At 51.1% G+C, this 12339-nt stretch carries 12 protein-coding genes; all 12 read left to right on the top strand.

All coding sequences use genetic code 11. The features are described 5' to 3' along the window. The first annotated feature begins 50 nt into the window (after positions 1–50). A complete protein-coding gene (locus MUG84_RS06675; RefSeq protein WP_244722188.1) occupies positions 51–1229 on the top strand; it encodes an exonuclease SbcCD subunit D in 1179 nt (392 codons plus the stop codon). Next, positions 1226–4642, top strand: a complete 3417-nt coding sequence (locus MUG84_RS06670) for an AAA family ATPase (RefSeq protein ID WP_244722184.1) — start codon at positions 1226–1228, stop codon at positions 4640–4642. Before MUG84_RS06675 ends, MUG84_RS06670 begins: the two co-directional genes overlap by 4 nt. 261 nt (positions 4643–4903) lie before the next feature. Beyond that, positions 4904–5293, top strand: a complete 390-nt coding sequence (locus MUG84_RS06665) for a hypothetical protein (RefSeq protein ID WP_244722181.1) — start codon at positions 4904–4906, stop codon at positions 5291–5293. A 154-nt stretch (positions 5294–5447) separates the two neighbouring features. After that, positions 5448–5807 carry a histidine triad nucleotide-binding protein gene (locus MUG84_RS06660; protein ID WP_244722177.1) on the top strand — a complete coding sequence of 120 codons (360 nt, stop codon included), beginning with the start codon at positions 5448–5450 and terminating at the stop codon, positions 5805–5807. A gap of 139 nt (positions 5808–5946) precedes the next feature. Beyond that, positions 5947–6120, top strand: coding sequence for a 30S ribosomal protein S21 (gene rpsU / locus MUG84_RS06655; protein ID WP_036712328.1), 174 nt, complete (start codon positions 5947–5949; stop codon positions 6118–6120). A gap of 16 nt (positions 6121–6136) precedes the next feature. After that, positions 6137–6580, top strand: a complete 444-nt coding sequence (locus MUG84_RS06650; RefSeq protein ID WP_244722174.1) for a GatB/YqeY domain-containing protein — start codon at positions 6137–6139, stop codon at positions 6578–6580. 163 nt (positions 6581–6743) lie between these two features. Next, the gene (locus MUG84_RS06645; protein ID WP_244723341.1) at positions 6744–8063 is read left to right on the top strand and encodes an NfeD family protein; all 1320 of its coding nucleotides are present in this window, start codon (positions 6744–6746) and stop codon (positions 8061–8063) included. Between the two features lie 36 nt (positions 8064–8099). Next, on the top strand, positions 8100–9098 hold the full coding sequence (floA, locus tag MUG84_RS06640) for a flotillin-like protein FloA (protein WP_244722171.1): 999 nt from the start codon (positions 8100–8102) through the stop codon (positions 9096–9098). 13 nt (positions 9099–9111) lie between these two features. After that, entirely contained in the window at positions 9112–9654 is a 543-nt protein-coding gene (locus MUG84_RS06635) for a hypothetical protein (protein WP_244722160.1), read from the top strand. Between the two features lie 211 nt (positions 9655–9865). Then, positions 9866–10159, top strand: coding sequence for a sporulation protein YqfC (gene yqfC / locus MUG84_RS06630; protein ID WP_244722156.1), 294 nt, complete (start codon positions 9866–9868; stop codon positions 10157–10159). Continuing rightward, entirely contained in the window at positions 10156–11352 is a 1197-nt protein-coding gene (gene yqfD, locus MUG84_RS06625) for a sporulation protein YqfD (protein ID WP_244722153.1), read from the top strand. The genes yqfC and yqfD overlap by 4 nt, the downstream gene beginning before the upstream one ends. Before the next feature lie 6 nt (positions 11353–11358). Further along, the gene (locus MUG84_RS06620; RefSeq protein ID WP_244722149.1) at positions 11359–12330 is read left to right on the top strand and encodes a PhoH family protein; all 972 of its coding nucleotides are present in this window, start codon (positions 11359–11361) and stop codon (positions 12328–12330) included. Positions 12331–12339: the final 9 nt, after the last annotated feature.

The following is a 12339-nucleotide window of genomic DNA, read 5'->3' as shown; positions in this document are numbered from 1 at the left end:
CGTATTCATTTATATTATTAGCTTACGCATGGGAAAGGGGAGAGTGCAGCATGCGGATACTGCACACCGGAGACTGGCATTTTGGAAAAACGCTTGAAGGCCGCAGCAGGTTGAGAGAGCAGGAGGATTTTGTGGACGAGCTTGTCCGGATTGCGAATGAGCAGCAGGCGGATCTGATTATGATGGCAGGAGATGTGTATGACTCCGTCAACCCCCCTGCGGCTGCGGAGCAGCTATTTTACGAAGCCTGCGCAAGATTGACGGAGAATGGCCGGCCGCTGGTGGCCATATCCGGCAATCATGATCAGCCTGAGCGCGTTTCTTCGGTTTCGCCACTGGTCGCGCGTCAGGGGATTACGCTGATCGGGCTTCCGGTAGCTGAGGCGGTAACGGTGCGGGTCTCCCGCACAGGGGAGATTGCGAAGATTGCCGCGCTTCCCTATCCTTCCGAATCACGGCTGAACGAGCTGTTGTCAGCTGAGGGCAAGGAGGACGAGCTGCGCAGAGCTTACAGCGCCCGTGTCGGGATGCTGATGGGCAAGCTAGCCCAGGAGTTCAGAGCGGATACCGTCAATTTAGCTATGAGCCATATTTATGTTCTGGGAGGCCTCGAATGCGACTCGGAACGTCCGATCCAGGTTGGGGGCGCATATACGGTTGATCCATCGGCACTCTCCATCAGGGCCCAGTATACAGCGCTCGGCCATCTTCACCGGCCGCAGGCGGTAAAAGGTGACGGAATCATCCGCTACAGCGGCTCTCCCCTGGCCTACAGCTTCTCTGAGGCCGGCCAGTCCAAATCGGTCATGATGCTTGATGTGGTTCCCGGAGGACTACCTTCACTTGAAGAAATTCATCTGTCCTGCGGCCGTCCTTTGGTGCGCTGGAAGGCAAAAGGCGGGCTGGAGGAGGTATACCGCTGGCTGGATGAAGGAAGGGATGCGGAGGCCTTTATCGATCTGGAAGTATCTCTGACCGAATCGATGTCGATCGGCGAAATCCAGCGGCTGCGCAAAAGCAGGGACGGATTTGTGCATATCCGTCCGATTTATCCGGAGATGGAGCAGGCAGAACTGCAGTATGAACGTTCAGGGATGCCGGTATCGGAGCTGTTCCGCAAGTTCTACCAGCGCCAGAGTGGTGGCGCTGAGCCAGAGGATGAACTAATACAGCTGTTTCTCGAGCTTGTGGAGGAAGATGAACAGGCTAAGGAGGGGGACGCTGAATGAAGCCGATAACGCTTAAGCTATCCGGTCTGCAGAGCTACAGGGAAATGCAGCAGATCGATTTTGAGGATTTATGCGATATGGGGCTGTTCGGCATATTCGGGCCGACGGGCAGCGGCAAGTCCACGCTGCTGGATGCTATAACCCTCGCCCTGTATGGTAAGGTCGAAAGGGCTGTCAACGGGACACAGGGGATTATGAATCATTCGGAGGATACCCTGTTCGTTTCCTTCAGCTTTGAACTTGCGTCCGCTGAGGGGAAGCACTGTTACCGTGTTGAGCGGAGATTCAAGCGTACGAGCGAGCTGTCGGTCAGTAACACGGTCAGCCGGTTCATCGAGATAACAGAGGAAGGCGAGAACGTGCTTGCTGACAAGCTGGCTGAGGTTACACGCTGTGTTGAGGACAAGATCGGTCTGAAAATGGATGACTTTACCCGCGCCGTTGTGCTTCCGCAGGGCAAGTTTGCCGAATTCCTGTCGCTAAAAGGCAGTGAACGGAGACAAATGCTGCAGCGGCTGTTCCACCTGGAACAGTACGGAGATCAGCTTGGAATGAAGCTCAGTCGCCGGATAAAGGAGAACGACGGGGCTTTAAAAGCCGTGGAGGCAGAGCAGCAGGGGCTTGGCGAAGCAGGAGAAGAAGCCCTCGCAGCAGCGGAAAAGCAGCTTCAGGACGCAGCACATCATGCAGAAGCTGTTCGTTCCAAGCTTCAAGCTTTGACTCGCGAGGCTGAAGAAAAAGGGAAGATCCGCGAGCGCCAGCTGGAAAAGGGCAGGAAACAAGCTCAACTAGATGAGCTGCAGGCTTCGGGTAAGGAGATGCTTCGTCTGGAGCAAAGGCTCGAGAAATCCGCCGCTTCCGCCGCTATATTGCCTAATCTTGTTTTGTGGAGGGAAAGCGGGCAGGAATGGAGACAGAAAGAGTCGGAGAAGGCTGTACTTCAGGCCGCGGCCGCAAAGGCCGAACAGGCGGCGGCGAAGGCCAGTGCATCAGATGATGCGGCTCAGGCGGCTTTGACGGCGGGCGAGCCCAAGCTTTTGCAGCGGCAGGAACAGCTGGAGCAGGCGGTTCAGCTGCAGAAGGAAAAAGATGAAATCCAATCCCTCTATAAGCAGCTTGCCGTTCAGCAGCAAGAAGCTGCCGGTAGAATAGATCAGCTGCGGCAGTCACTCGTCAAGGAACAAGAGCTGCTGAACCGGGGAACCGAAAAGCAGTCGGAGCTTCAGGAAAAATTGAACGGCTTGGAAATTACGTCTAAAGAGCGAGACATGCTGCAAAAAGCCCTTCAGCTTCGTCAGATGCTGCTCTCCGGGGAAGACCGGCGGATCAAGGCGCAAAAGGAGCTTGAACAGCAAAACGAGAAGCTCACGGCTGCTCAAGAAAAGCATGAACAGAACGCACGGGAGCATCACATGCTGCTCCAGCAGGAGAAGCAGCATGCCTACAGAGCCGCTGCATTTATTGCCCGTACAGAAGATCAGACCAAGCTGGCGGAGCAAGCTCTCGCCGAGCTGGAACGCTCTGAGCATCTGCTACGCGAGGAATTAAAGCGGCACCAGCTGCGCAGCTTGTCGATTTCCCTTGCTGCAGAGCTACATGAAGGACAGCCATGTCCGGTATGCGGTTCATTGGAGCATCCGGCGCCTGCCAATCCGGCAGAAATGGAACCAGCTGCGCATGAAGAAATGCTGGGGCAACTTCAAGGACTCCGGACCCGGCTGCAGGATGTCAAATATGCGCAGCGTCATTTGCACCAGGAGTGTACCCATCTATGGGACAAGGAGCTGGCTCCTGATGTGGCTGGTGCTGCTGATCTGGATCACTCGGCTGCGAGCGTCGAGCAGGTAGATGCTCGGCTTGCTGCTGGCTTCTCAGCCGTTGTCTGGGAGGAATGGATTGCCGGTCTTGAGGCTGCCCGAAATGAACTGACGGGTGAGCTTGCGAATGTGAAAAAAGAATCCTCCGAGCTGAGAGAGAAGCGTGACGTACTGCGGCAGCAGGCCGTCAAGCAGGCGGCTGAAACCGAGGCAGGCAGCGGTGTGCTAGAACAGCTTAAGATCAGGCTGGAACAGCTGTCTGAGGAAGTGAAGCTGCTCAAGGACCGCTGGTCCGAGGAGTTATCTGATCTGCCACAAGAGGAAGTTGAAGCACGGTGGACACAGATGCAGCAGAAGGACCATGAGGCGGAAGACGTGAAGGAACGTCTGCGTAGAAGCGTTCCTTTTCTCGAAGAGAAAAAAAATACCGTCCAGTCCATTGAACGGAGCCTCATGGAGGCAGAAAAGCACCTTGTTCAGCTGGACGCCCAGCTTCAGGGCAAACAGGAGCTGCTGAGAGAAAAGCAGGAGCGCCTTCAGGCCCGGATTGGCGACAACCGAGCTGAAACACTACTTGAAGCTTGCGCTCAGGAACTAAAGACGCTGCGTGAAATGGCTGCAAGGGAGAAGCAGCTCAGACAAGCTGCCGAGCAGGCCAAGCATGAAAGCGCCAAGGCATACGCCATAGCTACTCAGGCCGTAGACTCGGCCGCTGCCCATCTTGAATCTGCAAGCAAGCGTTGGGAGAAGCTGCTGGGCGATTCGCCTTTTGCTAGTGTTACCGAGGTGGAGGAGGCCCATATCCTGCCTCAGGAGACCGAGCTTCTCACCACCAAGGTGCGAACACATCGTGATCGCGAACGCGATCTCTTGTCGGCGATCCGTCACATTGAAGAACAGCTGCTTGGCTGCTCGCTGACTGAAGAGGAGTGGCTGAATGTGAGCCGAGAGCTGTCGGAGTCCCGTCAGGCGGACGAGGAAGCTCTTCAAGCCAAAGCCCGTGCCGAACGTGATGTAGAGGATATTAAAAAGCGCCACGTCCGCTGGACAGAGCTTGAGAAGCTGCGCCTCGAACGGCAACATGCGTCGGAGAAGCTCGCCAAGCTGCAGTCCTGTCTGCGCGGCAATGCTTTTGTGGAATATATCGCGGAAGAACAGCTGATGCAGGTCAGCCAGTCTGCTTCCCAGCGTCTGAGATTTCTAACCAAGCAGCGTTATGCCCTGGAGGTGGATTCCGGCGGCGGGTTCCTGATCCGGGACGATGCCAATGGCGGCGTCAGAAGACCTGTATCCACGCTTTCCGGCGGCGAGACCTTCCTGACGTCGCTTTCGCTCGCTCTGGCCTTGTCGGCACAGATTCAGCTCCGGGGTCAGTATCCGCTGCAGTTCTTTTTCCTGGATGAGGGCTTTGGTACGCTTGATCCTGATTTGCTGGATACGGTTATTTCTTCTCTGGAAAAGCTGCATAACGATCATCTGTCGGTTGGCGTGATCAGTCACGTGCCGGAGCTTCGTGCGCGTCTTCCGCGCAAGCTTGTGGTTGTCCCGGCCGAGCAGGCAGGCGGAGGTTCCAAAATTACAGTGGAGCAAATGTAACGTGATGTAATTCACAGTTACAGCTGCAGGCTGCTGTTATAATACAGTTAAACCGACATCTTTCATGAAGCACCCCGGCGGACGTATGGTAGGGATTCACTGCTCCTTAACATACGTCCGTACGAAGCGAAGCTGATATCAGCGGAGCGGGTGCTTCTTTTTTTGCTTCTGTATCCTTTCGTTTTTTACACCTAATGAGTAGCCATTCGCCCAGTCCTGAATATGATGATGTTATAAATCGCTGACTGGGGAGGAACGAAAGTGGAGAAGTTTGAGGCCAAAGAAGTATGCATAAAACATATGTACCGTTATGTCAGAATCACCATGTCGGATGGAAGCACCTACGATGGCTTTATTGAACATGTGGATGATGAAAAGGTATACATCGCAGTTCCTGTAGGGCATGAAAACATGCCGTATTATCATGGCGCTAATGTCAGCCCATATCATCATGGTGGTTATATTAGCCCGTATCACCATTATGGATGCTGGGATCCGTGTTATCGGTACCCTGCTCAGGATACCCGCGCGTTTTTCCCTCCATTCGGCTTTGGTTTCGGTTCCCCCTTCTTTGGATTCCCATTTGGATTCCGCCGGTTTGGGCTGCCGCTATTAGGCCTGACTGCACTTTCTCTGCTGCCTTTTTTCTAATCCTAGGCACATATAAGGGGAAACGCTTCAGATACGAAAAAGAACTTTCTCCAAGGAAAGTTCTTTTTTTAGATGAATATTGGACGTGCTCCCATCGAATCCGGTATGATATTAGTAATGGAAAGTTAATCTTACATATCGGAGGCGACGAATTATGGACTGTCTCTTTTGCAAAATTTCAGAGGGCAGCATTCCTTCGCAAAAAGTATTTGAAAATGAAAGAATTCTGGTATTCAAGGATATTCAGCCTGCCGCACCTGTACATGTGCTGATTATTCCAAAAAAACACATCGCTTTCATGAATGACGTAGAGGAGCAGGATCTCCCGCTGATCGCCGAAATGCATCAAGTAGCCCAGCAGGTGGCGAAGGAGCTTGGAGTAGCTGATACCGGATACCGTCTCATAAACAATTGTGGACCGGACAGCGGACAGGCTGTGCATCATATCCATTATCATTTGCTTGGAGGAGCCAAATTAGGCGCCCTGACAGGCATTTCGGAATCACACGCTTAGAATATGTTTCCATTATTTTTAGGTGCTTTCTGAAAAAATAGGCATCAAGGTTGACACCCTATTTCTCTTTCACCTATAATTAAATTTGATGAACCGTGTTATTGCTCTTGGACGGTCTGGTCGGAGGGAGGGAAAACTGGTGTCTGAAACTAAAGTTCGCAAAAACGAGTCTATTGATGCTGCACTTCGCCGCTTTAAGCGCTCCATCGCTAAGGATGGTGTATTGGCTGAGGTGAAGAAACGCAAGCATTATGAGAAGCCAAGCGTGAAGCGCAAGAAAAAGTCCGAGGCTGCTCGTAAGAGAAAGTTTTAGGAGGAACTGAACTATCATGAATCTTAGCGAACGATTGAACGAAGATATGATACAAGCGATGAAGAGCAAAGATAAATTCAAGCTCTCCACAATTCGAATGGTTCGTTCAACGATCAAGAATCTTGAAATAGATTTGAAAAGAACTTTGGATGACAACGAAGTGCTTGATATCCTCAGTCGTGAAATTAAACAGCGCAAAGATGCCCTCCAAGAATTTAAAAAAGCGGATCGTGACGATCTTGCAGCAAATGTCGAAGCAGAAATTGAGATTATCGGTCAGTATCTTCCCGAACAGCTTTCCGAAGAAGAAATAAAAGTTATTGTACAGCAGACCATCCAGGAAACCGGTGCTTCTTCGAAAGCCGACATGGGGAAAGTGATGAGCGCGCTGATGCCGAAAGTCAAAGGTCGCTCTGACGGAAAAGTCGTGAACCAGGTAGTTCAACAATTTCTGCAATAAAACATAATGTAAAGCACCCCTTTTTAAGGGGTGTTTTTTCATTTTTCTGAAGATGGTAAACCTTTTCCTGTAAAATCACTGGCATTTACTGAGTAATATATTATAATCATGGGGAAAGGAGGGGAAAACATTGGACTTATCCAAATGGACCAAAAGGCTGACCATGTGGTTTGTTCTTCTTTTACTAGTTGGATGGACATCAGCGGCAGTTCCGGGAATGGCTAATGCGGAAACGGCAAAAACAGGGCCAGTATACGTGATTCCGGTGGATCAAAAAATTGAAACCGGGCTTGAAAAGTTTATGGAACGCGGATTTAAGGAAGCCGAGAAAATGAATGCCGGGTTGATCGTTCTTGAAATCAATACACCGGGCGGCTTGGTTAATACGGCACAGGATATCGGTAAAATGATTCGTGAAAGCAATATAACAACAGTTGCGTACATACGCGGCAATGCCGCCTCTGCCGGCAGCTATATCGCCCTGAATGCGGATAAAATCGCCATGTCGCCAGGCAGTATGATCGGGGCAGCAGCAATGGTGGACAGCACAGGCAAACGGGTGGATGATCCTAAGCTTGTCGCAGCCTGGAAATCCGAAATGACAGCCGCCGCGGAATCGAGCGGAAGAAACGGTGAAATTGCTGCAGGCATGGCGGATATCAATGCTGTTGTCGATATGCCGGAAATAGGAGAGAAGAAGGAAAAAGGCGAAATCATCGCCTTATCAAGCGAGCAAGCACTAAAGGTTGGATATGCCGATACGATTGCGTCGACGCCGGAAGAAGTTGTTTCCTGGATGGGATATTCGCCAGGCGATATGTTTCTCGTGCAGCACACAGGCGCGGAGAAGCTGGCTTCATTTTTAACGAATCCGGTCGTGATGACCATCCTGCTGTTTCTGGGGATTGCAGGCATTGTCATTGAACTTATCGTGCCTGGCTTCGGTGTACCAGGGATCGTCGGCGTGGCTGCTTTTGTTCTGTATTTCTTTGGCAACTATGTGGCGGGATTTGCCGGCAAAGAGACATGGCTGCTCTTTATCGTAGGTCTGATTCTGATGATTCTGGAGATGTTTATCCCGAGCTTTGGGATACTCGGGGTACTGGGCGCTATCAGCTTGGTTGCAGGCGTTGTACGGGCTGCCTATGACACGAGCCATGCGATGCTGTCACTGGGAATCGCATTTGCCGCTGCGGCCGTTGTCGTAATCGTTGTCGCCATCATATTCAAGGAGCGAGGCATATGGAACCGGTTTATCCTCAGCGAATCTCTAACCAAAGAGCAGGGATATGTTCCAACGGCTTCTAAAGAAGTTTTGCTTGGACGGGAAGGCGTCAGCGTAACACCATTGCGGCCTGCAGGAACGGCGGTGATCGGTCAGGAGCGTATTGATGTCGTCACGGATGGCGAGTTCATCGCTCGGGATACGGCGATTGTGGTTGTTCGCGTGGAAGGTGCGAGAGTTGTCGTAAAACCGAAATAAAAGCAATCATATTATAAAAAATGGGGGAATTCATTTATGTCGAGTTCGTTGATCTCGATTCTGCTCATTGCTGTCGTAGTTATTATCGTGCTGAGCGTGTTCTTCAGCTTCTTCCCGCTCACGCTCTGGATTTCCGCGCTGGCGGCGGGCGTCCGCATCAGCATCATTAACTTGGTAGCCATGAGGCTGCGCCGGGTTACGCCAAGCCGGATCGTCAATCCGCTGATCAAAGCGACCAAAGCGGGTCTTGGACTAAATATTAACCAACTGGAAAGCCACTATTTGGCAGGCGGTAACGTGGACCGGGTTGTAAACGCCCTGATTGCGGCACAACGCGCGAACATACCGCTTGAATTCACCCGTGCGGCTGCGATTGATCTGGCAGGACGCGATGTGCTGCAGGCCGTGCAAATGAGCGTTAACCCGCGTGTTATTGAAACACCTGTTGTGGCTGCAGTAGCGAAAAATGGTATTGAAGTGAAGGTTAAGGCGCGTGTAACCGTAAGAGCGAACATTGACCGCCTCGTCGGGGGGGCAGGTGAAGAAACGATCATTGCCCGTGTCGGTGAAGGTATCGTTACTACGGTCGGCTCCAGTGACTCGCATAAGGATGTACTGGAGAATCCGGACCGGATTTCGCGTACCGTTCTGTCCAAAGGGCTGGATGCTGGTACTGCCTTCGAAATTCTGTCTATCGATATCGCGGATGTAGATGTAGGCAAGAACATTGGTGCCTATCTGCAAACGGAACAAGCAGAGGCTGACAAACGGATTGCCCAGGCGAAGGCGGAAGAACGCCGTGCAATGGCTGTAGCACAGGAGCAGGAAATGAAGGCGCGCGTCATCGAAATGAGAGCGCGTGTCGTCGAGTCCGAATCCGAAGTACCGCTCGCGATGGCGGAAGCGCTCCGTTCCGGCAAACTTGGCGTTATGGATTACATGAACATGAAAAATATTGAAGCGGATACCCAAATGAGAGGCTCGCTTGGCAAGATGGGCGAAGGAGACCATAACGGTCCTCAAAATAACAAGTAGGGAATGATGCTCCATGTGGATCTTGGATAATTTTTATTGGATCCTGATCATTGGATTTGCGATTCTTTCCGCCCTGAGCAAAAGCGGCAAGTCGAAGCAAAAGCAGAACTCGCGGGGAATGCCCAGCTTTGACGGGAAGGGCGGTTTCGAGCGCAGAAACAAAGCTCCGGCTACAGTTGAAGCCCCCAGGGAACGTAAGGTCGAAAAGGAGCCGGATTTCGTGGCGGAACGGAAAGCTGCGGAAAGATCCTTTGAATTTCAAGGCTATGGTCCCGATTATGAAACCGGAGAGGGTGTATCCGGTATGTGGGAAGCAGAAGAAAAGCCGGAGACGCTCGCAGATTATGAAAGAGAAATGCAGCAGCATTTGAACCGGGTCAATGCCTCGCTAGACAGAATTGAAAAAGCGGCGACCGAATCATATTCCAAGCAAAAGCGCCGTACGGAACCTGCACAACCGGTATCGCCGCTGGCGAAAGAAGCCAGAAACGGTCTGATCTGGGCTGAAATTCTTGGGCCTCCACGCTCCAAGCGTCCCTATAGCGGGCGGAAATAATGTTGTAATCTACTACATTTTCTTAAGTCATTTAGCAGCAGCCTTTTCAGCTTGGCAGCGGATATTTAATATCCGTTGCCAGGCAGGAAAGGCTTTTTTGCTTGTCCACAGTTAGAGTTCTCTTTGAAAAATGATGCTGATCTTGAAAGCTCTCATAAAACCGCCGGACCGGGCATAAGTTGTAAAGTACAGGAAGGGGGAAGACCTTCGTATGACTCGGATCAGCCGCAGGCTGCGGAAATGGACAAATGAAATGCTGGATTTGCCGCAGGATGTTCTGCTCGATCTGCCGCGGATTACCTTGGTGGGAAACAAAGAGATTTCCATTGAAAATCATCGCGGTGTGCGGCATTTTTCAGAGAATAGGATGATTCTTTCCCTGAGCCAGGGCTCACTGGAAGTCGAAGGCACGGGACTCATGATCCGGGCGATACTGCCTCAGGAAGTCATGATTGAAGGAATCATCACCAATATAAAATATTCAGGAATGGGGGAGAGCTCATGAAAATACCCACACTTTCGGGCATACGCGGCTGTGTACGGATTACCGTCAAAGGAGAGCATGTCGATCATTTGATCAATGATTTGGCGGAGTCGGGCATTCCCGTATGGGATATCCGGCCCACCAGCAATCATACTGCCGATATGAAGCTGCTTCTGAGTGATTTTCATGCTCTTCGCCCTCTCCTTAAGCGGACAGGCTGCCGGATGCATGTCGCGGAGCGGATCGGGCTGCCTTTTCGTATCGTTAAACTGTATAAACGTAAATTTTTTGCTGCAGGCATTGTCCTGTTTTTTATCATGCTGCTGCTGCTCTCATCCTTGGTGTGGAACGTCAATGTAACCGGGAACGAAAAATTGGCGTCGGAGGATATCCTGAAGGTGGCAAGACAAGCTGGTATACGTCCGTTCCAATGGATTTTTCGTCTGGACGAGCCTGACAAGCTAGCACGCGAGCTGAGCATGAAGCTTCCTGGCACCTCTTGGGTCGGTGTGGAAAGAAAAGGAACCACGATTACAATTCAGATTGTTGAAGCCGCAGAGCCGGAGAAGACTCCGCTTGTCAGCCCGCGCCATCTGGTGAGCCGGACGGATGCGGTGGTAACGAGTATTTACGCAGAGCAGGGACGGCCTTTGGTTCAAAAAAACACGCGCGTCAAAAAAGGACAGGTGCTGATCTCTGGCATCTTGGGAGACGGGGCAGCGAATTCGCAGACCGTGGTGGCCAAGGGCGAAGTGAAGGGACTTGTATGGCATGAATACAATTTGCAGGTACCTCTTGTCCAAAAGCAAAAAGTATATACAGGCGAACGAAAAAATAAAAGCTACCTGGTGCTCGGCAATAGAGCGATCCAGCTCTGGGGTTACGGCAAAGAGTCGTTCGAGAAATCCGAGACGCTGACTGAACTTGATCCGCTCACCTGGCGTTCGATTGTTCTTCCGTTTGGCTGGATGACAGAGAAAGTGATGGAGGTTACGGAAGCACAGGAGACGCTGCAGCCGGAAGAAGCTAAAAAACTGGGATTACAAGGGGCTGTTCGTGATATTTTGGCGAAATATGGAAGCGACTCGCAGATTATCAGCCAAAAAATTTTGCATGAGAAGAAAGAGAATGGTAAAGTTTATATGAAAGTGCTTTTTGAGGTGGAGGAGAAGATCGCAGAAGAGCTTCCCCTAGTTCATAGTCAAGGAGAATGAGGCTATTTGTCAGAAAAAAATCACAGCGCGCAAATTTTATTGCACAGTGCAAGTGAAGGACTTTCCATTTTCGGACCTCAGGATACTTTTCTGAAAATGATTGAAACTGAAATCCCTGTCCAGATTGATTCCCGGGAAGCTGAGATTACGATTCGAGGCAGCCAGCACGACGTTCAAGTCGCGGAGCAGCTGTTTGAAGTTCTCCTGGAGCTTGTCCGAAACGGATACATACTTTCTGAGCGGGATGTGGCTTACGCAATCGAACTGGCCAAGGATTTTCGGGCGGATCAACTGCTTGATCTGTTCAAAGGGGAAATTACGACAACGTTCCGCGGCAAACCGATCCGTGTCAAAACGATTGGACAGAAGCATTATGTAACAACCATCCGCAAGCGGGATATCGTATTCGGTGTCGGCCCAGCTGGTACCGGTAAAACGTATCTAGCCGTTGTACTAGCGGTAGCCGCTTTGAAGGAAGGGTCCGTGAAACGGATCGTTCTTACGCGTCCGGCAGTTGAAGCCGGAGAAAACCTAGGTTTTCTGCCAGGTGATTTGCAGGAAAAGGTAGATCCTTATTTGCGGCCGCTTTATGATGCCCTGTATGATGTCATGGGTCCGGAGCAGACAGCCAAAGCGCTTGAAAGAGGACTTATAGAAATTGCGCCGCTGGCTTATATGCGCGGCCGTACGCTGGATGATTCCTTTATCATATTGGATGAAGCCCAGAATACGACTGCCGAGCAAATGAAAATGTTTTTAACCCGTTTGGGTTTTGGTTCGAAAATGGTCATTACCGGGGACGTAACACAGATCGATTTGCCGAAAGGCAAAAAGTCCGGTCTGGTTGAGGCCAAAAAGATTCTTAGCGGTATTGAAGAAATCGGCTTTGTCTTTTTTGCCGAACAGGATGTCGTCCGTCACTCCCTCGTTCAGAAAATTATCATTGCTTACGACAAAGCTGCAGAAAATCAAGATTAGAGGGGATTA

This window comes from Paenibacillus mangrovi, assembly GCF_022898935.1.
GTDB classification, from domain to species: domain Bacteria; phylum Bacillota; class Bacilli; order Paenibacillales; family Paenibacillaceae; genus Paenibacillus_AQ; species Paenibacillus_AQ mangrovi.
The sequence above is the reverse complement of the archived record's forward strand: the minus strand, read 5'-3'. Positions and strand labels throughout refer to the sequence as shown.